This window comes from Enterobacter cloacae complex sp. HYC003_NIDB (genome assembly GCF_056673375.1).
Genome location: NZ_CP114220.1, coordinates 3,837,733 through 3,862,409 on the forward strand (window position 1 = coordinate 3,837,733; position 24,677 = coordinate 3,862,409).

Consider the following 24,677-nt stretch of genomic DNA (forward strand, 5'->3'; position numbering starts at 1 on the left):
CAGTTTGATAATGGCGTCTGTGGCGGATACGTAAATTCTGAAATGCAGCGCAGTTTCACTTATGTTATCAATTTGTGACGTGATGCAGAAATCGACAATCCAGGAGAAATCCTGAGCCGAATTTCCCACGATTCTGATATTGACAAATGCTATGACCTGTCACACTCACCCTGTACGACGCGTATTAAAACAGAGTGATATTATCGGGAGGTCTTATGGCAGACTTTACATTGTCGAAACCGATTTTTGGCGGAAAACAACCAAAAACCTCCACGGCGGGGAATATTGCCTATGCCCTGTTTGTTCTGTTTTGTTTCTGGGCAGGAACCCAACTGCTGAATATGCTGGTGCATGCCCCTGGCGTGTATGAGCATCTGATGCAGGTGCAGGATACAGGCCGCCCGCGCGTTGAAATCGGTTTAGGCGTGAGCACCGTATTTGGACTCATTCCCTTCCTCGCGGGCAGCATGGTTCTGGGCGTGATTGCCCTTGTCCTGCGCTGGCGCAACCGCCACTGATTACAGTCCCATACAGCGTGCCCGACGATCGTCAACGCGTTTCGCGAACCAGGCGGTCGTCAGGTTACGCGTGATCTTCGGGCTTTCTAGCTGAATGCCTGGCAGAATGGCTCTGGGTAATGCCTTTCCACTTTTCTTCTCGGCCAGCGCAAAGACCTGCTTATACAGATCCGTTTTCTCAAACGCCAGGCTGTCGCCCTTCTCCAGCTGTCGGCGAATGTCGCTGTTGCTCATCTCCAGCTTCGTCGAGAGTTTTCGCACCGCACGTTCGGTGGTCCCGGCCTCACTGCTGCCGTAAGCAATGAGATCGCCGTCCAAAGCGAGCTTCACACCGCTGGCGCGGCTTACCGCATTCTGGAAGGCTGCATTTCGGCTGGCATACCAGCCCGCGTTAAAGTCGGCAAAGCGATACAGCGGTTTATCGTAGTTGGCCGGATAATTCAGCAGGTGATACGTCCCAAACCACAGCCCACCGCGCAGGGAGAAGACCTCCTGACGTACCGTACCGTCGATATCCCACGGATAGCCGTCGGTATGCTTTTCCGCAAATGCGATACTGACCTGCATCGGACCGCCGGTATGCACCGGATTTAGCGAGCCAAACAGCTTCTGCCCCATCGGCACCATATTGATGAAATCATCGAAAATGGCGCTAAGCTGTTTCTCGGTTTTCACCGTATCCAGCCGTTCACTGTAGCTTTTACCGTTTGGCGAGGTGATTTTAAGGGCGGTATGCACCAGGAAAACCGGGATATGCATCGATTCGGCCCGGCGGTCGATCTCCTTCCAGGCGATTTTGTTCAGGCCAGGCACTACAGGATCTGACTGATACATCGATTCCTGCTGCGCCACCGCGAGCACCGAGCAGATATTCTCCTCGGTAGGCGCGATCTTCTGGCTTTTGAAGGTCGCGGCCAGCGCATCAGCCCACTCACTGCGATCCTTCACGCTGGCGGGCATTTTTTGCCGCACCACGCTCGCCACATCAACGGGCTTCTCCCCTTCTTTGAGCGGGGCAGCCCCTTTTTCGGCACAGCCCGCCAGCACGAAAGCGGCGAGTAACGTCAGCGGTAATGCACGTGGTACGGCAAATGGCATAGCAATTCCTTTTTAACCTAATGTATGGATGACTTCCTGCACGTCCTTATCGTCCAGCTCACGCTCGAAACTGCGTAAACGTTTGTAGATGGACATCAGCTCCACCAGCGTAGTCCAGGAGCTGATCAGATACTGGAACGAACCACGAACCTGACCAAAGACGTTGGTGATTTGGGTCATCAGACCGAGCGTAATCGTACCCGCAACGATGGACGGGAACAGCAGGAACAACCCGAAAACGTTATCAACCTGAAGATAAAGAATGCGCGCGATATTGAAATACATGTAATGAAAATAGAGGCGGAAATAGTTACGACGTACGGCGCCAAACAGCTCACGCACGGTAGGCGGTGACGCACGGTTGGCATCGTCTTCGCCATACACCAGTTCTTTACGGTAGGCCGCTTCCACGCGCTGGTTTTTAAACTCCAGCCCCGGCAGCTTGATCCCCACCACCGCCAGCAGCCCCGTTCCCATCAGCGACCAGACAATCGCAGCAATCACAAGGCCGTATGGCAGATGGCCGACAATCGGCAGCTCCGGAACGTGCGACGAGAGCGTCACCAGCACCGGCAGGAAGGCGATCAGCGTCATGATGGCGTTGATAAAGCTTACGCCCATATCTTCCAGAGTAGAGGCAAAACGCATGGTGTCTTCCTGCACACGCTGTGCGGCACCTTCGATATGCCGCAGGTGCTGCCAGTGCGCCATATAGTGTTCGTTCATCGCGGTACGCCAGCGGAATACATAGTGGCTGACGAAAAAGTTATTCATCACGCCAATCACCACGGCGATAAGGGCGATGCCGAGGAAGATCCCCACCTCATGGTAGAACTGGTTAATGGTCACTTTATGCGGCGAACTCAGCGCCGTCTGGATCAGATCGTAAAACGGCGCATACCAGGCGTTGACCGCTACGCCCACCTCCACCAGGAACCAGGTGACAAAGATGATTAACGACGTGCCGAGAATCGACCAGTATTGCCAGCGGTGAGGAGAATAGACGAACCAGAACATGGCAAAAAGCCCTACGCAGAGCACGTAATAAGCGTAGAAAAGCAGATAGCTCATGGACCAGAAGCGCGCTGCGCTAATGGGAATGTCGCCCGTTGCCCCCGTAAGACGGGTCAGCCACGCGCCGCCACCGGCCTGCCAGAAAATGACAGCCAGCAGTGCCCAAATAAATGCCGACAGGAAAAAGGGCCCCGGCTTTGGGAAAAAAGACTTAAACATTGTGCTTCCTTCTTGTTGTTATGGCTGTTGCTGTGTTCAACATATCGCCACACGAAACCTTGCCTGTGCCAGACTCCCGGCTCAGGCAAAAAAGTGAGACCTGCGGGTGAATTATTAGTTCGCTTCACAGTTTTCAGGAATTGTTTCGGTGCGTTTCATTCGCAACAGCGATCGTAGCGTCTATCATACGGTCGATGTCACAAAATGGGAGCCACGCCGCAAGTAAATTGTTCAAATTTACCCACGGTTACGTTTTTCTCGCTATCGTTATGCAAATCGGGCCATTGCCCGACGCCGATTAGTAGTATAACTACCCGTAACTTTCCTTATTCACTTGATGGATGCTTTTCGTTGAAACGTTGTCTGCTCTCTATCGCCGCGCTGTGTGCGGTGAGCCTGTCCACCGCCCAGGCAGCACAGCCTCTGACGGCCCCGGTTCTGGCCTCTGACATTGCCGATCGCTACGCCAACCTTATTTATTACGGCAGCGGTGCGACGGGAATGGCGCTGGTCGTGATCGACGGTAACCAGCGGGTGTTTCGCAGCTTCGGTGAAACACGACCGGGAAATAACATTCGTCCGCAGCTGGATTCCGTTATCCGTGTCGCATCGATAACCAAGCTGATGACCAGCGAAATGCTGGTGAAACTGCTCGATCAGGGCGTGGTGAAACTCGACGATCCGCTCAGCAAATATGCACCGCCCGGCGCTCGCGTTCCGACATATCAGGGAACGCCGATCAGACTGGTGAATCTGGCGACCCATACCAGCGCCCTGCCGCGAGAACAGCCCGGTGGCGCTGCGCATCGCCCTGTCTTTGTCTGGCCAACCCGCGAGCAACGCTGGAACTACCTGAGCACAGCAACCCTGAAATCGGCCCCGGGCTCGCAGGCCGGCTATTCTAACCTGGCGTTTGATCTGCTGGCCGACGCTTTAGCGACGGCGTCGGGTAAGCCTTACCCTCAACTGTTTGAAGAGCAGATCACGCGTCCGCTCGGGATGAAAGATACCACTTACACCCCTTCCCCGGACCAGTGCAAGCGTCTGATGGTGGCGGAAAAAGGGGCCAGCCCGTGCAATAACACGCTGGCTGCCATTGGCAGCGGTGGCGTTTACTCTACGCCTGGCGACATGATGCGCTGGATGCAACAGTTCCTCTCATCGGATTTTTACGCGCGTAGCAATCAGGCCGACCGAATGCAGACGCTCATCTACCAGCGTGCTCAGCTACGACGCGTCATTGGCATGGATGTTCCAGGTAAAGCCGATGCCCTCGGCATGGGCTGGGTGTATATGGCGCCAAAAGATGGCCGACCTGGGATTATTCAAAAAACCGGTGGAGGTGGCGGATTCATCACCTACATGGCGATGATTCCGCAATCAAACGTAGGCGCTTTTGTGGTGGTCACCCGGTCGCCAAATACACGCTTCGTGAATATGAGTGATGGCATAAATAACCTGGTGGCCGAGCTGAGCGCCAATAAAGCGCAGGTGCTTACGGCCTCTAACTGATCTCAATAGTCCGTGGGCAAACGGTTGATACTGATCAGTTTGCCCCGGCTCATATTGATGTAGTTCCCCTGTCGCAGCGCCGCCAGAACCTCAGCAACGACCGAACGAGAAATACGAGTGCTACGCTGAATATGATTCATAACACCAATTTTTGAACGTAGCGTGTCATCCCACTCGGCCATATTGATCAGCATCGCCCGGATTTGGCTATAGGAATTATTTCCGACCAACTGCATGTCACGTTTTCCCAATAAATGGTTAAGCCATGACAGCCAGCAGAAAGCCTCTTGCCAAAGTTGCGCGTCCTGAATAAGCTGGTACGCGTCAGATGCCGGTAAATAAAATCCGGTACAAGGCGTCTGTGCCATCAAAGAATATTCAAGATAGTTTTCATTTATCCATGCGCTTAAACCGTGGATATACGGTGCCCGCGCAATACCCATAAGTAATTCGTCTGATTTACGGTGGACGGCCGTCAGGCCGGATTGTATGACAACGGTCAATGGTTCATCATCATTATTGCCGGTAGTTATTAATTGTTGTGGTTCGATCTTAAATGGGGTACCGGCGACTTCCAGACACTTTATGAGCCGGCTTAATTCAGAAAGTGGTTTCGCATTAACGTTCATGCATACCTCAAGTCATCTGTATCTGTCGGTTCTTTATTATTTTTAAAGCACATAAAAAAGCGGGGGAAAAATCCCCCGCGCTTTTCTCTTACCAGGTATATTTCACACCCAGGTTTGCTCCCCAGTTCTGGTCAACGTCGCCGCCGCCCAGATAAGTCGCATCAGTGTAAGCACTGAAGTTTTTCGTGAAGCTGAACTGAGTGCCCAGTCCCACGCGAACCGCAGAGCCTTCCACGCCGTTATCAATGCTGTCATTGTTGATATCAGCATTGTTGTCGGCATCGTCATACACGTAAGCCAGTTTGAAGTAAGGCGTTAATGCCTGCTCGCCGCCGTAGTTGAAGGTATAACCTGCATCCACGCCGAGTTCATAACGCATACTGTCGTAAGACTGACCATCGATACGCATGTCGTTGCTTAACTGGTAGTCATCACCGGACTGGAACAGGCCAGAGATCGCCGCGTAAGGCGTGACGTAGCCAGACAGGTTTGGTTTCCAGTCATAGCCCAGTTTCATCCCGAAACCAACGGCGTCAGTCGTGGTATTACCGTCAACATACTGACCGTTGCTCATGGTAGCAGAGAGGTCGTTGTTGAAGCGGGTGTAGCTCAGGGAGCTGTCGAGGAAGATGTCGTTCATGAACTTCGCCGACGCGTAGATCATCGCAGTCAGGCTGTCCTGATCGACCTGACCAGTACGATCGCTGATATCACCCTTCGCGAAACCAGCCGCACCACCGACCATCCACTTCGCGTTATTACCGTCGATCTGAGTATCCAGACCTACCATAATGCCGCTTACGTCCTGATCGTAGCTAACGGTGCCATTATCCGCGTCAAAGTTGCCGCCGAAATAGCTCACCCATGCGCCGCCGTTATCTGCCAGGCCATGACGGCTGTTGGTCAGACGGGTACCCACGGTATCCTGTTGCAGATTCCAGATGTTGGTATTAGCAGAAGGAATGCTCAGCGCCATGTTGGCGTAGTCAGTCAGCTCTTCCTGCTGGAGAACAACGGTGTCGCCCTTCTGCTGCGCCTGATAGGTGTATGCACCTAAATCAGCTTTGTTTGCCGCAGTAAAGCTGGCAGCGGTATCCGCGTTATTGTCATAGACGCGAACGATCTCTTTGTTTTCGTAGTCAGCTACGGAGCCTGCGCCGGTCGCATCGTCGATGCGCACTTTATAGTTACCGGCAACGTCACCGTTCACCGCCAGATGGCCGTCAGAGTTCAGCGCGACAACACCATAGTCGTAGTCCGCTTTAGAGCGATCGTTGGTGATATAGCGTGCGTTGTTCAGGTCGCTGTTCAGCACATAATCACGGCTGGCAACGTTAAGCACACCGCCATCGGTCAGCACCATATTGTGCGTATCAACCTGACCCAGACCCAGCGCCAGCTCTGCACCGTTGTCCACGGTAATGGTGTTGGCATACAGCTCAGCTGTCTCTTCAGTGAGTGCAGCACGGCTGTAGCTATCCAGATACAGGCTGTCGGTAGCCACACCACCGCTGTCGCCAATATTCAGGCTAGACGCATTGGTCAGGGTGATGGAATCTGCCAGCAGGCCGGAGTTTTCAACATTGACCTGAGACAGGTTGTTCACCGTCAGCGCGTCGATGTTGGAGATCTTACGGGTATCCCACTCGGAACCGTTATCCAGCGCCACGTTGAACAGGCCGCTCTGATAAACTTCTTCACCTGCAACATGACCGTTGCTGTCAAAGGTAGAATCAGGCCAGATGCTGTTTGGAGAAAGCGTGTGCCAGTCTACATCGCTGTAGCCTTCACCATACATCTGCGCCGTGCCGATGGCTTCAACGCTGGACTGCGCGGCGCCAACCCATTTACTGCCGTTGGTCAGCGTGACATCCAGCTTGTCGGTATCATCCCAGCCGTTGGTAGTTGGGTTATAGACGCCGTCATCGGTGGTATCCGTTACCGGATCGCCATTCTCGTAGAAGTTGTTATCAAAGGTGCTGGCGAAAAGGATGTCGCCGGTAATGGTAGAGTGATCGAAGGTAGCGGTGGTCTGCATAGCGTTATCAGACGCGCCAGCAACAACGATCAGCGCCGCATCATCCGCAGCCGTGGCGTTGGTTTCACCGTAGTCGCTCGGCTTCGCCGTTTGACCGTAGAAGCCACTGGTACCCAGATCGCTGTACGCACCAGAGGTCAGCACAGAATCTTTCACCACCAGCGTATCGGTAAAGATATTGCTGCTGTTAGCAACCCCTTCAACACCGTCGTATGGCGTGTTATCCAGCTCCTGATAACCCTGCGTCAGCGTGATGCCCGCGATATGGGAGTTGTTCTGAATAACGATATCAGATTCAACGTCCAGCGTGATCGCGTTACCCAGACCATAGGTGTCCAGATAATGCGTTTCAGTGGTTTCACCATTGACGACATCGTAGGCGTAATGCTCGTAGGTATCGTTGATGGTGGAGTTATCAACAGTCAGGCTAAAACGATCATACTGGGTATGAGTGGTACCGTCAGTATCCACGCCATCTGCACACGTCGTGGTCATACACTCTGACGTGATCATGCCGTTAATGGTGCTGTTAGAAATACTCAACGCGTTCGCACGGCCATTGACACCATCATCAAGATAGTATGTCGAAATAACTCCGTTTACGGTTGATTTATTGATGACTGGATAAATGTCACCATCATGTGTGGCATCTGAATAATCCCAGTCAGCATAACCATAATACCAGGGCGTGGACGCGGTATTGTCATAGCCAAAAGTATTATATGTTGTGCCGGATATATCTTTCGCATTGGCCTGAGAAGCGATAGCCAGTGTGCAGGCTAATGCAAGTTGTGATACAACCAGTTTCTTTTTCCATGTTTGCATTGGGTCATCCCTCCTCAGGGACGTAAGCAAGTTTGTCCATCAAATCATTTAGCAACATTAAATTGCGGAAGGAATTATGCAGTTTCACTTCGAAAAGGTTCAATGAATGATTCCATTAAGTCCGTATTCAGACAAATAAGCTTATAAAACCATGGAAATATCAATCATTATGAATAAATATTATAAATTCAACTGATTGCAAACTACTTTAGTTGCTTCGGCACATATAATAAAAAGCAATAAATCATTTATATTTATAATCCCGAACCAATATAGAAACCTCACCAATATTAAACACCACGCTGAACACCAGAATAAGTTTTATAATATAGACAAAATACATACAGCGAATATTAGTCGATTTCGAAAATCTAAAAGACAACTTTAGTAAAACACCGCTCCCTGCTTTCAGGTACACTATACCTCTTTGTTCCACAAACATCAGGCATACCATGACCGATTTAATTGCACGTCCCCGTCGCCTGCGCAAGTCTCCCGCACTGCGCGCCATGTTTGAAGAGACAACACTGACCTTAAACGATCTGGTGTTGCCGATTTTTGTTGAAGAAGAGATCGATGACTACAAAGCCATCGACGCGATGCCGGGCGTGATGCGCATTCCTGAAAAGCATCTGGCCCGCGAGATCGAACGCATTGCGAATGCGGGCATCCGCTCGGTAATGACGTTCGGTATCTCCCACCACACTGACGCGACCGGCAGCGATGCCTGGAAAGAAGACGGCCTCGTCGCACGTATGTCGCGCATCTGCAAAGAGAGTGTGCCGGAGATGATCGTCATGTCCGATACCTGCTTCTGCGAATACACCTCTCATGGCCACTGTGGTGTGCTGTGCGATCACGGCGTGGACAACGATGCGACCCTGCTGAATCTGGGCAAGCAGGCGGTAGTTGCCGCCGCTGCGGGTGCGGATTTCATTGCGCCTTCTGCGGCAATGGATGGGCAGGTACAGGCGATCCGTCAGGCGCTGGACGCTGCGGGCTTCACCGACACCGCCATCATGTCCTATTCCACCAAATTTGCCTCCTCTTTCTACGGCCCGTTCCGTGAAGCAGCCGGCACGGCGCTGAAAGGCGATCGTAAAACCTATCAGATGAACCCGCTGAACCGCCGCGAAGCGATTCGTGAGTCTCTGCTGGATGAAGCCCAGGGCGCTGACTGCCTGATGGTGAAACCTGCTGGCGCATACCTGGATATCCTGCGCGACATTCGCGAACGCACCGAACTGCCGCTGGGCGCCTACCAGGTGAGCGGCGAGTACGCGATGATCAAATTCGCCGCGCAGGCGGGTGCCATCGACGAAGAGAAAGTGATCCTCGAAAGCCTGGGGGCGATCAAACGCGCGGGCGCGGATCTGATCTTCAGCTATTTCGCGCTGGATCTGGCTGAGAAGAAAATTCTGCGTTAATCCGCTTTAGCGCCGGGTAACGACTTCGCCTTACCCGGCCTGCTCTCTGCACTAATCTTCACCAAACTGCAATACAAACGACATCTCCTCCTTCTACTGTCTGGGCAAGACGGCAGGAGGAGTGATCAATGTTTAGTCTCGACAGCGTTCTTGATGACCTTTGGCCTCAGGCGAGGCCCGCACCCTGGCAAAAAAGTCTGTTAAAAAGACTGCTTCACGAAGACGAATTTCAGCAGTTTGCCGCCAGCCACCGTCACCTGAAAGGGCTGGATATGGTGGAGCAGGTTCTGGAACACCTTGATATTCACTGCTCCGTTTCCGCCCGCGACCTCGAACAAATCCCCGAACACGGCCCACTCATTGTGATAGCGAACCACCCCACCGGCACCCTGGATGGGCTGGCGCTGCTGTATGCCGTTTCCCGCGTGCGACGCGACGTGAGGGTTGTTACCAACAGGATGCTGTCCCACCTTGAGCCCCTCAGTTCATTGTTTATTCCCGTAGATAATATGGGCGGCAGAACCGCAAAAGCCTCGCTGATACAGATGGAGCAGCACCTGCAAAACGCCGGCGTGCTGATCTTCTTTCCGGCGGGCGAAGTTTCCCGCCCAACGCGCAAAGGCATCCGCGATAAAAAATGGCATCCGGGCTTTATCAAGCTGGCCGGCAAACTACGGGTGCCGCTACTCCCGGTACATATCCAGGCGCACAATAGCCTGCTGTTTTATGCCAGTACCCTGGTCTCGCCAACGGTATCCATGCTGCTGCTGATGCAACAGATGTTTCGCCGCCGTCACAGTCAGCTGCCGATCAAAATCGGCCAGCAGATTGCCTGGAATGACCGGTTTAGTTCTACCCTTTCATCGCGTGAGATGGCCGAGCAGTGTCGTCAGCACGTGATACGTCTTGGCAAGGGATTGCCTGGCGTCTTTAAAACCCAGTGCGCCATTGCCCGCCCGGAAGACAGGGCGACGCTCAAGCGCGAACTGGCGCAGGCCGAGTGTCTGGGCAAAACCAGCGATGGTAAGGCCATCTATCTTTGGCAGCGCAACGGGCAGGAAGAGGCGCCTCTGCTGCGCGAGCTGGGGCGGCTGCGCGAGATTGCCTTTCGTGCCGTGGAGGAAGGCAGCGGGAAGCGCCGGGATACCGACAGCTACGATGATGACTATCTGCACCTTATTCTGTGGGATGACGATGACCTGGAGATTGTCGGCGCGTACCGCTTTATGCCAACGGCCATGCAGGTGGAAAAGCGCGGCGTCGAGGGGTTGTACAGCTACAGCCTGTTCCACTACGACGAAAAAATGCAGGACATACTTGAGCACGGTATTGAGCTGGGGCGCAGCTTTATACAGCCGCGCTACTGGGGGCGTCGCGGTCTGGACTATCTGTGGTCAGGCATTGGCGCCTATCTGGCACGCTATCCCCATTACCGTTACCTGTTTGGTCCGGTGTCCATCTCCGGCGGCTTACCGCCTGCCGCACGGGATCTGCTGGTGGCGTTTTATCGTCTCTGGTTTCCGGCCAGCCATCCCTTAGCCGCCTCGCGTCAACCCTACCCGGCCTCACTTCCGGACGTGCTGGCACAGTTTGGCGGAGTGGATTACGTGGATGACCTGACAAAGCTGAAATCCCTGCTCGGCAACCTGGGTTGCGGCATCCCGCCGCTCTACAAACAGTATTCCGAGCTATGCGAACCCGGCGGCGTGCAGTTTATCGATTTCGGCAGCGATCCGGCGTTCAATAACTGTATCGACGGGCTGGTGCTGGTGGATCTGTGTTATCTGAAGGCAAACCGCTATCAGCGGTATATAGAAGCACACCTTTAGCTCCGTTGCCCGGTGGCGCTGCGCTTACCGGGCCTACAATTAAACGTAGGCCGGGTAAGGCAACGCCGCCACCCGGCAATCAAGGCGCACGGTAAAACGGTTTATCCCCCAGGATCGTCGCCCGCTGCATAATCCTTCGCTGCGGCAGGTAATCCGCATTGGCGTAATGCTGCGTGACGCGGTTATCCCAGATCGCCAGATCGTTCTCCTGCCAGCGCCAGCGCACCTGGAACTCCGGTTTGGTGATGTGCGCGAACAGGAAGCCGAGCAGCGCCTCACTCTCTTTTTCCGCTACGTCCACGATACGCGTGGTAAACCCTTCATTCACAAACAGCGCCTGCTTTCCGGTCACCGGATGGGTACGCACCACCGGGTGCAGCAGCGGGGGATGTTTTGCGACCGCATCCAGCCAGCGCTGGTGCTCCTCTTCGCTTTTGCGGTACTTGTACTCCGGGAACGATTTTTTGAAGTCATGCTCCGCCCGCAGGCCGCTCAGCAGAGTCTGGAGCGGCGCGGAGAGCGCCTCAAACGCGGCAATCCCGCTGGCCCACAGCGTATCCCCACCCGTCTCCGGCAGCTGTTTTGCTGCCAGAATCGCCCCGGCTGGCGGTGTGCCGATAAAGGTAACGTCCGTGTGCCAGTTGTCATTATCGGGCGGGTTATCGTTATGGGTGTCCAGCACGATAATTTCCTCCACCCCTTCCGCATGCGGGTAGACCGGGTGGATATGCAGGTCGCCAAAACGCAGGGCCAGCGCGCGCTGCTGCTGTGGGGTAATGGCCTGTTCGCGCAGGAACACCACCTGATGACGCAGCACCGCGTGGTACAGCTGCTCAAACTGGTTATCGCTCAGCGGACGGGTTACGTCCAGGCCCGACACCTGCGCGCCAATATATGGCCCCAGCGGGGTAATGGTCAGTCGTTCACTCATTGTATTTCTCCATGCCAGGGCGTCAGGCGACGCTGTAGCGCGCGCAGTCCCAGTTCTAATCCAAAGGCAATCGCGGCGATCACCGCGATCCCTGCCAGTACCACGTCAGTCGCCAGGAACTCTCCCGCCGACTGCACCATAAACCCAAGGCCGCGCGTGGCGGCTATCAGCTCTGCCGCCACCAGCGTAGACCAGCCCACCCCAAGGCCGATGCGCAGCCCGGTCAGTATCTCCGGCAGCGCGCCTGGTAAAATGACGAACAGCAGTATCTGCGCGCGGCTGGCGCCGAGCGACTGCGCCGCACGTATGCGTACCTGCTGCGCACTTTTTACGCCAGCCAGGGCCGACATGGCTACCGGCGCAAATATCGCCAGGTATATCAGTAAGATCTTTGACGTCTCGCCGATGCCAAACCAGATCACCATCAGGGGCAGGTAAGCCAGCGGCGGGACGGGACGGTAAAGCTCTATCAGCGGGTCGAGAATGCCGCGTACCGTCGGGCTCAGTCCCATCGCGATCCCCACCGGGACGCCAATAATGACCGCCGCCAGCAGCGCCACCAGAATACGCATCAGACTGGCGCCTAAATGCTGCCAGAGCGTGGCATCCATAAAGCCCTGCGGCCCGGCGATGGTAATCAGTTTTTCCAGAACCTGGCCTGGCGGGGGCAGAAACAGCGGGCTGACCCACTGCTGCGCGGCAACCGCCCACCATACCGCCAGCAGCACCACCAGCGTGCTGAGGCTTAAGGTGAGCTGGCGAGAGAACGGCCAGCGTAAGGCAAGGCGCGTCCGCCGCGTTTTTTCACTGAAAACAATGCTCATGAGAACGCCTCCCGTTGCTCAAACACGCGGCTTAAGACGTATTCACGCTGTTCAATAAACAGCGGATCGGATTTGATGCTGCGTACCGGCTCTCCCGCCACATAGCGGCGGGCAAACTCAAGCGGCAGGCGCTCCAGCACGCGTCCCGGCCCCGGTGAGAGCAGCACCAGCTCCGTCGCCATAAACACGGCCTCTTCGATATCGTGGGTGATTAACAGCACCTGCTTGCCGGTTTCGTGCCACAGGCGCAGCAGCAGGGTTTGCATCTGCTCGCGGGTGAAGGCATCCAGCGCCCCGAAAGGTTCGTCCAGCAACAGCAGCTGTGGGTTAGCCGCCAGCGCACGGGCGATCCCGACGCGCTGACGCTGCCCGCCTGAAAGCTGCCAGATAAAGCGTTTTTCAGCTCCCTCCAGCCCGACCTTTTTCAGCATATCGCGCGCCGTATTCAGGCGCTGTTCACGCGCTACACCTGCCAGTTGCAGACCAAACGCAACGTTTTCCTGAACGTTTCGCCACGGGAGTAATCCTTCATTCTGAAAGACCACGCCGCGCTCTGCGCCCGGCCCCGTTACCCGTTTTCCTTCCAGCTGGATCGTGCCGTGCTGATACGGTACAAACCCGGCGATCAGGTTCAGCAGCGTCGTTTTCCCGCAGCCGGACGGCCCCAGCACCACCAGCAGTTCACCGCTGTCCAGCGTCAGGTTGATCTCTTCCAGGGCGGGTTTGCCGCCGTAATCGGCAGACAGGTTTGTAATGTTCAGCATTGCAGCCCCCTTATTTCACAAAGCGATCGGTCACGAACTGGCTGTAATCCGTCGCCACCGCAGGCACTTTGCCCTGCTCTTTCAGGAACGTCGCAGTGTCGACAATCGCTTTGCTCACCGGCCCGTTCAGCTGCTGGATCTGCTGCGCAGGTGTCAGATAGGTGTTGCCTTTTACCAGCCCCGGCACGTCAGCTTCCGGCACGCCGCTCAGACGTGAGAGTTTCTCCAGGTTGGCGGGCTGTTTCAGCCATTCATCCGGGTTGCTGATGTATGGCTGCTGTGCGTCGATGGCGCTTTTGGCGAAGGCTTTCACCACTTCAGGGTGTTTCTCGGCAAAGTCCTTACGTACGACCCAGACGTCAAGGGTTGGCGCGCCCCACTGCCCCACTTTTTCGGAGTCGGTCAGCACGGTGCCCTCTTTTTCCAGCTCGTTGACGGCGGGCGCCCAGACGTATGCTCCGTCGATGTCGCCACGCTGCCAGGCGGCAATAATCGCCGGAGGTTGCAGGTTAATGATCTGCACCTGGCCCGGCTTAATGCCCCAGTGTTTCAGCGCTGCCAGCAGGCTGTAATGCGTGGTGGAGATAAACGGCACCGCGATGCGTTTGCCGATCAAATCTTCGGGTTTCGTGATGCTTTTCTTCACCACCAGCGCTTCGGAATTTCCGAGCTGCGACGCCAGCAGGAAGACTTCAATCGGCACCTGCTGGCTGGCGGCCACCGCCAGCGGGCTGGAGCCCAGGTTGCCAATCTGCACGTCGCCCGAGGCTAACGCCCGCACAATCGCCGCGCCGCTGTCGAACTTGCGCCAGTCGACATTCGCCCCGCTCGCTTTGGCAAAGGTGTTATCCGCCTGCGCGACTTTCGCCGGCTCAGCGGAAGTCTGATACGCGACGGTGACGTCCACCGCCTGCGCCTGAAAAGCCCACAGCGCCAGTGCGCCGAGTAATGTGATTCGCGATGAAATTGCCATAGTGCCTGCTCCCCTTGTTGTTATGAGGGCAGTATTTCCGGCGCGGGAATTTTGATAAAGGAATAAAAAGGCATCGCTCATTCCGAATCGTTTTTAGAAAAAAACCGGCAAAGGATAGTTAAAAAGTGGGCTGTGGCTTTATTGCAATTTTGTTACATCGGTTACATAACCGCAGCCGCAGGATTGCCAGCCCGCCGGCAACGGGCATCATAGGTCAACGAATGAGCAAAAGGTGTCGAGATGATTAAAGTGGTGCTGGTGGACGATCACGTGGTGGTGCGTTCCGGTTTCGCCCAACTGTTAAATCTGGAAGAGGATGTGATCGTTGAAGGCCAGTTTAGCAGCGCGGCGGAGGCGTGGCCCGCCCTGTCGCGCAACGATATCGACGTGGCGGTGATGGACGTCGCGATGCCGGACGAAAACGGTCTTAGCCTGCTCAAGCGCCTGCGCCAGCAGCGGCCGACGTTTCGCGCCATCATCCTGAGCATCTACGACACACCGGCCTTTGTGCAAAGTGCCCTCGACGCAGGTGCAAGCGGCTATCTGACCAAGCGCTGCGGCCCGGAGGAGCTGGTGCAGGCCGTGCGCGCCGTCGGCATGGGCGGGCATTACCTGTGCGCCGATGCGATAAAAGCGCTGCGCGGCGGCGAGCCGATGCCAAAAGCGCTTGAGGCGCTCACTCCGCGCGAGCGCGAAGTGTTTGAGCTGCTGGTGAAAGGCGAAAGCGTGAAGGAAATTGCCTATACGCTTTCGCTGAGCCATAAAACCGTTCATGTCCATCGCGCCAACGTGCTGGGCAAGCTTCAGTGCAGCAGCACCATCGACCTGGTGCACTTCGCGCTTGATAACCAACTGCTCACGGGCCACTGATGCGGCGCGCTGTCCGGCATCTGATCCTGTCCCTGTTCATTATGCTGGCCTGGGGAACCGGCTGGCTGATGCTGTGGACACTGAGCTTCTACCTTACCCACAACGGCCAGCAGGCGGTGCTGTTTCTGCCGCAGGGCGTGTGGCTGGCGCTGATGATTTTACTTTCACGCCGCTACTGGCCTGCATTAATTCTCCCCCCCCTTGCCGCCATTCTGTGGCTGCACGGTGAGCAGCTCCTCACGCGTTATCTGATGCTGGCCGTGCCGCTTATCGGCATCGTCAGCGCCTGGCTGGCGCAGCAGTACTGGCATCGCTTCCCGCTCTACTGGCAGCGGCTGTCGACGCTGATTGCGGCGGTGACGGTGAATGCCCTGCTGCAAACCTTGCTCCTGTCGCCCTTTCTGGACAGCCCGGCCACGCTGCTTTTGCTCGGCTCCTTTACCGGTGGCGTACTGCTTACGCCGTTCGTCTATCTGGTCTTCGAATTTTTACGCCAGCAGCATCGTTACCACCTGCTGGGGCTGGACACCAGCAATCCGCCGCTGCGCACCTCGCTGATTATCTGGTGCAGCCTGTTTTTCATTATCGGCATTGGCACGCAGATGGTGCTCTCCCCGGCGCTGGAGCGGCTGCTGCTGATTGTCGTGTTCCTGCCCAACGTGGTGATGGCGTGGAAATTCGGCTGGCAGGGCGGTGTCCTTTCCGGGCTGCTCGGCAGCATGATGATCACCATTGCCCGCCAGGTGGGCGTCGGGTTTAGCGACCTTCTCGAACTGGAAATTTTTCTTTCTACCCAGTCGCTGCTGGGGATTGGCCTGGGGATCGCCATCAGCCGCCAGCAGCATCTGGCGATGAACCTCGAACGCTATCGCCATCGGCTTGAGAGTGAACTTCAGGCCAGACGGGCGCTGGCGGAAAAGCTGATCCATTCCGAAGAGGACACCCGCAAGCAGCTGGCGCGCGAGCTTCACGACGAAATCGGCCAGAACATCACCGCTATCCAGATCCAGTCTCAGCTGGTGAAGCGGGCGAGCGATACGCCGCTCGTCATTGAGGCCGCCGGACAGATCAACGACCTCGCGCGGCGTATTCACCACTCCACGCGCCAGCTGTTGCGCCAGCTCCGCCCACCCGTGCTGGACGAGCTGTCGCTCCAGGAGGCTCTGCACCACCTTGTCAACGAGTTCGCCTTTGCTGAACGCGGGATCCGCTGCCGTTTTGACTACCGGCTTCCCACGCCGCCGGAAAGCGAAACGCTGGTCTTTACCCTGTATCGCCTGCTCCAGGAGCTGCTCAACAACGTCTGCAAACACGCCAACGCCAGCGAAGTCACGATTCTGCTCTGCCAGCGTCACGCGCGGCTCTACCTCGAGGTGCACGATAACGGCAGAGGCATCAGCCCGCAGCAGCTGCCCGGCTTCGGCATTCAGGGCATGCGCGAACGCGTCTCGGCGCTCGGCGGCGAACTGACGCTGGAATCCCGTCTCGGGACGCGCGTAATTGTTAACCTGCCCACAAATTTGCAACAAACGCCGCTCTGACCAGGAAAAAGTCTTAGTCACTCCAGACTTTGTCTCATCCCATTTATGCCGCACTTTCCTACAGTCATCTCAAACGGAGAACACCATGCACGCACTGTCTGCTGAAGAGGTTTCACAACGTTACCGGGCGCTGCGCCCCAGGCTGCTCCTTTGTATGGTGATTGGCTACGCCGCGTTTTACCTGACGCGAAAAAGTCTGAACACTGTTTTACCCGCGCTGCAGCTGGATTTGGGGCTCAGCAAGGGCGATATCGGGCTTATCGGCTCGCTGTTTTATCTCAGCTACGGGCTGTCCAAATTTGCCGCCGGGCTCTGGCACGACAGCCACGGACAGCGCGCCTTTATGGGCATCGGGCTGCTGGCAACGGGCGTGCTGAACGTGCTGTTCAGCTTTAGCGATGCTTTCCCGCTGCTGCTGTTTATCTGGACGCTGAACGGCTTCTTTCAGGGCTGGGGCTGGCCGCCCTGCGCCAGGCTGCTGACCCACTGGTATTCGCGTAACGAGCGCGGCTTCTGGTGGGGCTGCTGGAATACCTCCATCAATATCGGTGGCGCGATTATTCCGTTGATTTGCGCCGTTGCCGCCCACCGATGGGGCTGGCAGGCGGCGATGCTGACACCGGGGATCATCAGTATCGTGCTCGGCCTGTGGCTGACCACACAGCTGCGGGGCACACCGCAGGAAGAGGGTCTGCCCACGGTCGGGGAGTGGCGGAGCGATCCGCTGGAGCTGCGCCAGCAGCAGCAAAGCCCGCCGATGGGGCTATGGCAGATGTTGCGCACCACCATGCTGCAAAACCCGATGATCTGGCTGCTCGGGGCGTCGTATGTGCTGGTGTATCTCATCCGCATCGCCCTGAACGACTGGGGCAACATCTGGCTGGCAGAAAGCCACGGCGTGAACCTGCTCAGCGCCAACGCCACGGTGATGCTGTTCGAAGTGGGCGGCTTACTGGGTGCATTGTTTGCTGGATGGGGATCAGACCTGCTGTTCAGCGGCCAGCGCGCACCGATGATTTTACTGTTCACGCTGGGGCTGATGGTGTCTGTCGCCGCGCTGTGGCTGGCACCGGTGCACCACTACGCCCTGCTGGCGATGTGCTTTTTTACGGTCGGATTTTTCGTCTTCGGCCCGCAGATGCTCATTGGCCTTGCCGCCGTTGAGTGTGGACATAAACAGGCGGCAGGCTCGATTACCGGCTTTCTGGGCGTATTTGCCTATCTGGGCGCATCGCTGGCCGGGTGGCCGCTGTCGCAGGTGATTGAACGCTACGGCTGGTCGGGGATGTTCAGTTTGCTCTCGATTGCCGCCGTCCTGATGGGTTTATTACTGATGCCCTTGCTGATGGCAGGCATCACCGCTTCTCGCAGTCACATAACGTCATAAAAAGGGCTGAATAATGAAAACAACGCTTCTCTCTACCCTCATTGCTTCCGGGATCGCACTGGCTACTTTAACCGGTGCCGCACAAGCCAAAGGCCGTCTGGTGGTGTACTGCAGCGCCACCAACGAAATGTGCGAAGTCGAAACCAAAGCGTTCGGTGAAAAGTACGATGTTAAAACCTCGTTTATCCGCAACGGCTCCGGCAGCACGCTGGCGAAGGTGGATGCCGAGAAGAAAAACCCGCAGGCCGATGTCTGGTACGGCGGCACGCTCGATCCGCAGTCCCAGGCCGGTGAAATGGGGCTACTCCAGCCCTATAAATCGAAAAACCTGGAACAGATCATGGAGAAATTCCGCGATCCAGCCAAGGTGAAGGGCAACCTCTCCTCAGCGGTCTACGTCGGGATCTTAGGTTTTGGCGTCAACACCCAGCGCCTGAAAGAGAAAAACCTGCCGGTCCCCAAATGCTGGAAGGATCTGACCAAACCGGAATACAAGGGCGAGATCCAGATCGCCGATCCGCAAAGCTCCGGCACCGCCTATACCGCGCTGGCGACCTTCGTCCAGCTGTGGGGGGAAGACCAGGCCTTCGACTACCTGAAACAGCTGAACGGCAACGTATCTCAGTACACCAAATCCGGTATTGCCCCGGCGCGTAACGCCGCGCGCGGTGAAACCGCCATCGGCATCGGCTTCCTGCACGACTACTCGCTGGAAAAAGAGCAGGGTGCGCCGCTGGAGCTGATCTCTCCGTGCGAAGGCACCGGGTATGAAATTGGCGGCGTGAGCATTCTGAAGGGCGCGCGCAACGAAGAGAACGCGAAGCTGTTCGTGGACTGGGTGCTCTCGAAAGAAGCGCAGGAGCTGGCGTGGAAGAAGGGCAAGTCCTACCAAATCCTGACCAACACCACGGCGGAAACTTCGCCGAACTCGCTCAAGCTCGATGATTTGAAGCTCATCAGCTATGACATGGACAAATACGGCTCCACGGACGTGCGTAAAGCGCTAATCAATAAATGGGTCAGCGACGTGAAGATGGGTAAATAAGCTCACTACCGCGGTAATTGCCGGGTGGCGCTACGCTTACCCGGCCTACAATTTCCTTAACACCCGGAATTGCTATGTCACAGACACTCGCTCTTCATCCCGTGAAAAAACGGGATGCGGTCTTCCTTTGGGTTTTCGTTGGCTGGCTGGCCTTTGCCCTGCTGCCGAGCTGGAGCCTTGATTACGGCCTGCTGGAATCTACCGGGGATGAGATCCTCGACGCCTACAGCTGGTCGCACTTCAACATCAGCTGGCTGTGGTATCTGATGCCGAGCCTGCTGCTGGTGCGCCCGTTTAACGAAGCAAAGCGCGAGCAGCGCAGCCGCCACTACCTTGACGCGGGCTGGGCGCTGCTGTGCATGGCGTTCGTGGTCATCAGCGCCACCGTGGAAGGACGCGGTTTAGGCTATGCCACCATCGTGCTGTTTGTTGCCCTGGGCGCCATCATGACGCTGGCCCTCACCCGCCTGGAGTGGCTGGGCGGCGATCGCTTTGTCATCGGCTCGCTGATTACCATCGTGGCGCTGATCGGCATTTTTATCGTCTGGCCGAGCATCGCCATTTTCATTCCGATGTTCACCAACGACGCAGGTGAATTCGCCCCGCTGGCCTTTATGAACGTGCTGTCGCAGGCGCACATTATCCAGGTCATCATCAACTCGATTCTGCTGTCGATAGCCGTCGGGGTCGGCTGCACCTTCTTTGGCCTGGTGCTGGCGATCTACACCACGCGCATCGCTAAACGCAGCGCCATCATTGGACGTATCTTCTCGATTCTCCCCATCGTGACCCCGCCGTTTGTGGTGGGGTTGGGCGTTACGCTGATGATGGGACGCTCTGGCTATATGACGGAGCTGATGGTGGACTGGTTTGGGTTAACCAATACCAACTGGCTGTACGGCTTCACCGGCATCTGGCTGGCGCAGGTGCTGGCCTTCACGCCGATGGCCTTTATGATCCTCGACGGCGCGATCAAAACCATCCACCCGTCGCTGGAAGAGGCCTCGTACACCCTGCGCGCCAGCCGCTGGCAGACCTTTAACGGCGTCTTCGTGCCGCTGCTGAAACCGGCGCTGGCGAATGCGTTCTTAATCGTGATTGTGCAGTCGCTGGCCGACTTCAGTAACCCGCTGGTGCTGGGCGGGAACTTCGACGTGCTGGCCACGCAGATCTACTTCTACATTACCGGCTCACAGCTGGATTATCAGGCAGCGAGTACCCTTGGGGCCTTCCTGCTGCTGTTCTCGCTGCTGGTGTTCTGCATCCAGTACATGTGGATCGGCAAGCGCTCCTACGTCACCGTGTCCGGTAAATCGTACCGCGGCGACGTGCAGCCGCTGCCGGTGACGCTGGTGTGGAGCGTGATCGCCCTGCTGGCGGTGTGGATCGCCTTTAACGCCCTGCTCTACGGCAGCATTTTCTATGGCAGCTTTACCGTCAACTGGGGCGTGGATTACACCCTGACGCTGGATAACTTTATCAAGCTGTTCGGCCAGGGGATGAGCGACGGCGCGTGGCCTTCGCTGCTCGATACTCTGCTCTACGCCGGGATTGCCGCGCCGATCACCGCCGCCTTCGGACTGCTGATTGCCTGGGTTGTGGTGCGCCAGCAGTTCCGGGGTAAAAAGACCATCGAGTTCACCACCATGCTCTGCTTTGCCGTACCGGGTACCGTGGCGGGCGTGTCCTACATTCTGGCCTTTAACAGCGCGCCGGTGTACCTCACGGGCACCGCCGCCATCGTGATTATCTCCATGGTGATGCGTAACGTGCCGGTGGGCATTCGCGCCGGGATCGCGGGATTAGGGCAGATCGACAAGTCACTGGACGAGGCCTCGCTGAGCCTGCGTGCCGGAAGCCTGCGCACCATCACCCACATCCTGCTGCCGCTGCTGCGTCCGGCCATTTTATCAGCGCTGATTTACAGCTTTGTGCGCGCCATCACCACCGTCAGCGCCATTGTGTTCCTCGTCACGCCGGACACCCGCGTGGCAACGGCCTACATTCTGAACCGCGTGGAAGACGGCGAATACGGCGTGGCGATTGCCTACGGCTCGATCCTGATTGTGGTCATGCTGGCGATCATTTTCCTCTTTGACTGGCTGATCGGCGAGGCGCGTATCTCCCGTTCAAAAGCCAAAAACCAGGCGTAACACTATGACTGAGAAACATTTTGTTGAACTGCGCAACGTGACCAAACGCTTTGGCGCAAACACGGTAATTGAAAACATCAACCTGGCGATCCCGCAGGGACAAATGGTAACGCTGCTCGGCCCGTCCGGCTGCGGTAAAACCACCGTGCTGCGCCTGGTTGCCGGGCTGGAAAAACCGACCGAAGGGCAGATTTACATCGATGGTGAGGATGTGACCCACCGCTCCATTCAGCAGCGTGATATCTGTATGGTGTTCCAGTCCTACGCGCTCTTCCCGCATATGTCGCTGGGCGAGAACGTGGGCTACGGTCTGAAGATGCTGGGCGTTTCGCGCGCAGAGATAAAAACGCGGGTCAAAGAAGCCCTGGCGATGGTTGATCTTGAGGGGTTTGAAGATCGTTACGTGGATCAGATTTCTGGCGGCCAGCAGCAGCGCGTAGCGCTGGCCCGCGCTCTGATCCTCAAACCCAAAGTGTTGCTGTTCGATGAACCGCTGAGCAACCTCGATGCGAACCTCAGGCGCAGCATGCGGGACAAAATCCGCGAGCTGCAAAAGCAGTTCAACATCACCTCGCTGTACGTGACGCACGATCAAAGCGAGGCGTTTGCGGTCTCCGACACCGTGCTGGTGATGAACAAGGGCAACATTATGCAGATTGGCTCGCCTCAGGATCTCTATCGCCAGCCGGCGTCTCGCTTTATGGCGAGTTTTATGGGTGATGCCAACCTCTTCCCGGCCCGCTTCAGCGAGGATGTCGTGGAAATCCACGGCTATCGTCTGCCGCGTCCGCTGCACTTTGCTACCCAGGGCGAAGGCACCGTCGGCGTGCGTCCGGAGGCGATTACGCTCAGCCAGCACGGCGAGGCGAGCCAACACTGCACTATCCGCCACGTCGCCTATATGGGTCCGCAGTATGAGGTGATTGTCGACTGGCACGGACAGGAGATTTTACTACAGGTGAACGCCACGCGCCTGCAGCCGGACGTGGGCGATGCGTACTATCTTGAGATCCACCCGTACGGGATGTTTGTACTGGCGGAGGCGGCTTAATGAAATGCGAAACGGTAACGCGGGTTGCCGTTTCGCGTCTTCACTTTTAATCCCGTAACCAGGTTTCGGGTAATGTATAAGATTGTTGCAGTAAGCCATGGCGAAAAATATACAGGCAGGCAAGATAAAAATGTCTGACGTTAAGCCGCTGGCAAATTTTGTCTCTGAGTCTATAGACCTGCTTTTGAGAACAACAAAACATCTTTGCCATCTCTTCGATATCCTTTCCGCACAGAAATGCGTTAATTAATGCCATCTCTTTTTCTTCTATTTTTATTTTCACCGGCTGTGACCGTTTATCCGACATTAAAACAGGAATTTTATTGATGATCATTAGCGTAATATTTTCTGGGCTGGTTTTCATGTCAACAGTGTCCCCACAGGGATTTACGCTGAAGGGCAAGCTCGCGGGTTGATTCATACAAAGCATTATAGCCTTAGTTTGCTCAAACATAGCCGAGACAACACGCCACCCGTGCTCAAGATCGTTCATCGGCATTCTGCTGTCTACCAGGACCACACACTCACGATGAGGGGTTTCAAACAGCGTAAGATCCTGAATATGCACAAGAGAAATACACTGCTTTAACCCCTGAAAGAGATAACTATCCTGTGTTATCAGAACGTTTAATGGCATGATATTTACACCCAAATGCGTTTTACCGGCAAAAAGATTCCGGCCTCTTAGCATTAAGAGGCGGAGAGATAATTTAAAAAATAACGGCGTCAGTCTGATTTAGCGCACACTAATACCGTACGCCGCAAATCGCTGATGCTCCATACTTCACCCTGTAACTTCCGCACCTTAAATAAAAAGACCTTTTGGGCTGAAGTCAGTTTTTCTGATAAAAACTCAGGTAGTGTTTCGCTACTGTTCTTCTCTATGCCTTCTCTTTTAAATTCAGTAAAAGAGTGAGTGTTATCTCCGGAATAACGCAGTCGGGCATAGCGATCGACGATATAGCGCTGGTTGTTGTAGGTCACGATCCCATACTCGGTAATGTAGCTGAGCGCATCTGGAACGAAGTGAACGACAAGGTGGATGTTGGCAACGATCTTGTCATTATCTTTGCCCAGCTCAAGATTCATATCCGTTATGCAATCCAGCGCGCGGGTATCCTTGGGCACGTACAGCAGCGCGCCAATAAACACCAGAATCAACAGCACAGCAAGGCTAGCCCACTTTAGTCGAGACGAAGTTTTTACATTCACTAAATTCCCCTTCACTATCGACCGTACATTTTGCGACAAAGATTTCAAGAAGCTCGGTTTTCTCATGTACTCTACTGTCATCGTAAAAAATATAGGCAGGCGTTGAACACTTCGTCAGCAATTTCATCCCTTTGCCTTCAGAAAAAAAGTGTTCTACTCTCTTTGCATTCACTTTGCTGTGATAAAAGACTTTGCACTGCTGAACTTGTTTTAAAAGCGTGACATCCTCGCGTTTGTCGAAAAAATTGAGATATAAAGCGATTGCTACCCCAATAATAATGAACAACACGCCGGTCCATTTAATCAACCTGGTCTTATTTACACTGGGCTCTTTATCAGGTGTTGAAATCGCCTGCATCACCAAATAGTCTCTGGATTTTTCGTTGAACTGAAGGTTATTCAGCGCCAACTCAAAGCCTTGTTTAGGGACAGTTTTGAGCACATCATGAATTTCAAACTCTGTAAAAATCTTACGCAATATACTGATATTATTGTTCAAACTATTACTCGATGGGGTTAATCCAAAATCGCCCCACACCTTCTGCAAAAGATCCTCTCTGGTCATAAGCCGGTTATTATTTTCCAGGAGTACGAGAAGAAGTCTGCATGCCGGATTAGAAAGCACATGTTGCGTGTTTCCGTCCGACACCGTCCTTTCAGCAACGTTGAAAGAGACATTGTTGTTTATTATGAAATGCATAACACTGCCACCAGCTCCAATATTAATCCACACTCTTCATGGCTTTAATGCCGATAGCTAGTTTAGCGTATTGGGATAAAGTGACAAAATACCCATTCAATTGCGTATCTTACTGAC

At 55.4% G+C, this 24,677-nt stretch carries 21 protein-coding genes; 10 read left to right on the forward strand and 11 right to left on the reverse strand.

The features are described 5' to 3' along the window. The first annotated feature begins 215 nt into the window (after positions 1 to 215). Positions 216 to 518 carry a DUF2755 family protein gene (locus tag O1722_RS18455; protein WP_003859159.1) on the forward strand — a complete coding sequence of 101 codons (303 nt, stop codon included), beginning with the start codon at positions 216 to 218 and terminating at the stop codon, positions 516 to 518. Here the strand turns inward: O1722_RS18455 and O1722_RS18460 are convergent, their stop codons facing one another. Both O1722_RS18460 and sbmA read right to left on the reverse strand, forming a co-directional pair. Next, positions 519 to 1,616, reverse strand: coding sequence for a DUF1615 domain-containing protein (locus O1722_RS18460; protein WP_017383149.1), 1,098 nt, complete (start codon positions 1,614 to 1,616; stop codon positions 519 to 521). Between the two features lie 12 nt (positions 1,617 to 1,628). Next, positions 1,629 to 2,849: a peptide antibiotic transporter SbmA gene (sbmA, locus tag O1722_RS18465; RefSeq protein WP_033487705.1), complete on the reverse strand. Its 1,221-nt coding sequence runs from the start codon at positions 2,847 to 2,849 to the stop codon at positions 1,629 to 1,631. A gap of 351 nt (positions 2,850 to 3,200) precedes the next feature. Here sbmA and ampH point away from each other — a divergent pair, with 351 nt between their 5' ends. Next, positions 3,201 to 4,361: a D-alanyl-D-alanine-carboxypeptidase/endopeptidase AmpH gene (gene ampH / locus O1722_RS18470; protein WP_033487706.1), complete on the forward strand. Its 1,161-nt coding sequence runs from the start codon at positions 3,201 to 3,203 to the stop codon at positions 4,359 to 4,361. 2 nt (positions 4,362 to 4,363) lie between these two features. Here the strand turns inward: ampH and O1722_RS18475 are convergent, their stop codons facing one another. Together O1722_RS18475 and O1722_RS18480 are read right to left on the reverse strand one after the other, a co-directional pair. Continuing rightward, complete coding sequence (locus tag O1722_RS18475) at positions 4,364 to 4,990, reverse strand: helix-turn-helix domain-containing protein (RefSeq protein WP_015571320.1); 627 nt, start codon at positions 4,988 to 4,990, stop codon at positions 4,364 to 4,366. Positions 4,991 to 5,078: 88 nt separating this feature from the next. Then, positions 5,079 to 7,853, reverse strand: a complete 2,775-nt coding sequence (locus O1722_RS18480) for an autotransporter outer membrane beta-barrel domain-containing protein (RefSeq protein ID WP_033487707.1) — start codon at positions 7,851 to 7,853, stop codon at positions 5,079 to 5,081. A 452-nt stretch (positions 7,854 to 8,305) separates the two neighbouring features. Here O1722_RS18480 and hemB point away from each other — a divergent pair, with 452 nt between their 5' ends. Together hemB and olsF are read left to right on the forward strand one after the other, a co-directional pair. After that, complete coding sequence (gene hemB, locus O1722_RS18485) at positions 8,306 to 9,280, forward strand: porphobilinogen synthase (RefSeq protein ID WP_015571323.1); 975 nt, start codon at positions 8,306 to 8,308, stop codon at positions 9,278 to 9,280. 128 nt (positions 9,281 to 9,408) lie between these two features. Further along, on the forward strand, positions 9,409 to 11,109 hold the full coding sequence (gene olsF / locus O1722_RS18490; protein WP_015571324.1) for a bifunctional ornithine lipid synthase OlsF: 1,701 nt from the start codon (positions 9,409 to 9,411) through the stop codon (positions 11,107 to 11,109). 79 nt (positions 11,110 to 11,188) lie between these two features. Here olsF and tauD read toward each other — a convergent pair whose 3' ends face one another. The 4 genes from tauD to tauA are packed head-to-tail and all read right to left on the reverse strand — an operon-like array spanning position 11,189 to position 14,601. Then, positions 11,189 to 12,040, reverse strand: coding sequence for a taurine dioxygenase (gene tauD, locus O1722_RS18495; protein ID WP_033487708.1), 852 nt, complete (start codon positions 12,038 to 12,040; stop codon positions 11,189 to 11,191). Then, complete coding sequence (gene tauC, locus O1722_RS18500; RefSeq protein WP_017383144.1) at positions 12,037 to 12,864, reverse strand: taurine ABC transporter permease TauC; 828 nt, start codon at positions 12,862 to 12,864, stop codon at positions 12,037 to 12,039. Before tauC ends, tauD begins: the two co-directional genes overlap by 4 nt. Continuing rightward, a complete protein-coding gene (tauB, locus tag O1722_RS18505) occupies positions 12,861 to 13,628 on the reverse strand; it encodes a taurine ABC transporter ATP-binding subunit (protein ID WP_015571326.1) in 768 nt (255 codons plus the stop codon). The genes tauC and tauB overlap by 4 nt, the downstream gene beginning before the upstream one ends. A 10-nt stretch (positions 13,629 to 13,638) precedes the next feature. Further along, entirely contained in the window at positions 13,639 to 14,601 is a 963-nt protein-coding gene (gene tauA / locus O1722_RS18510) for a taurine ABC transporter substrate-binding protein (RefSeq protein WP_032670520.1), read from the reverse strand. A 240-nt stretch (positions 14,602 to 14,841) separates the two neighbouring features. On the opposite strand from tauA, the gene O1722_RS18515 reads away from it, so the two are divergent. From O1722_RS18515 to fbpC, 6 genes are all read left to right on the forward strand, one after another. Beyond that, positions 14,842 to 15,471, forward strand: a complete 630-nt coding sequence (locus O1722_RS18515) for a response regulator transcription factor (RefSeq protein ID WP_023616519.1) — start codon at positions 14,842 to 14,844, stop codon at positions 15,469 to 15,471. Next, complete coding sequence (locus tag O1722_RS18520; RefSeq protein WP_033487710.1) at positions 15,471 to 17,012, forward strand: MASE1 domain-containing sensor histidine kinase; 1,542 nt, start codon at positions 15,471 to 15,473, stop codon at positions 17,010 to 17,012. The genes O1722_RS18515 and O1722_RS18520 overlap by 1 nt, the downstream gene beginning before the upstream one ends. Next, positions 16,972 to 18,399 (forward strand): MFS transporter family glucose-6-phosphate receptor UhpC, encoded by a 1,428-nt coding sequence (gene uhpC, locus O1722_RS18525; protein ID WP_255248640.1) that lies wholly within the window; start codon positions 16,972 to 16,974, stop codon positions 18,397 to 18,399. The genes O1722_RS18520 and uhpC overlap by 41 nt, the downstream gene beginning before the upstream one ends. 13 nt (positions 18,400 to 18,412) lie before the next feature. Continuing rightward, a complete protein-coding gene (locus tag O1722_RS18530; protein ID WP_033487712.1) occupies positions 18,413 to 19,444 on the forward strand; it encodes an ABC transporter substrate-binding protein in 1,032 nt (343 codons plus the stop codon). Positions 19,445 to 19,518: 74 nt separating this feature from the next. Next, entirely contained in the window at positions 19,519 to 21,597 is a 2,079-nt protein-coding gene (locus O1722_RS18535) for an ABC transporter permease (RefSeq protein ID WP_033487713.1), read from the forward strand. Positions 21,598 to 21,601: 4 nt separating this feature from the next. Next, positions 21,602 to 22,648 (forward strand): ferric ABC transporter ATP-binding protein, encoded by a 1,047-nt coding sequence (fbpC, locus tag O1722_RS18540; protein ID WP_033487714.1) that lies wholly within the window; start codon positions 21,602 to 21,604, stop codon positions 22,646 to 22,648. A gap of 46 nt (positions 22,649 to 22,694) precedes the next feature. Here fbpC and O1722_RS18545 read toward each other — a convergent pair whose 3' ends face one another. The 3 genes from O1722_RS18545 to O1722_RS18555 all read right to left on the reverse strand — a co-directional run bounded on the left by O1722_RS18545 (position 22,695) and on the right by O1722_RS18555 (position 24,593). Next, positions 22,695 to 23,141 (reverse strand): hypothetical protein, encoded by a 447-nt coding sequence (locus tag O1722_RS18545; protein WP_033487746.1) that lies wholly within the window; start codon positions 23,139 to 23,141, stop codon positions 22,695 to 22,697. A gap of 233 nt (positions 23,142 to 23,374) precedes the next feature. Then, positions 23,375 to 23,860 carry a hypothetical protein gene (locus O1722_RS18550; RefSeq protein WP_033487715.1) on the reverse strand — a complete coding sequence of 162 codons (486 nt, stop codon included), beginning with the start codon at positions 23,858 to 23,860 and terminating at the stop codon, positions 23,375 to 23,377. Next, positions 23,823 to 24,593 (reverse strand): winged helix-turn-helix domain-containing protein, encoded by a 771-nt coding sequence (locus tag O1722_RS18555; RefSeq protein WP_223230158.1) that lies wholly within the window; start codon positions 24,591 to 24,593, stop codon positions 23,823 to 23,825. Before O1722_RS18555 ends, O1722_RS18550 begins: the two co-directional genes overlap by 38 nt. Positions 24,594 to 24,677 lie beyond the last annotated feature (84 nt).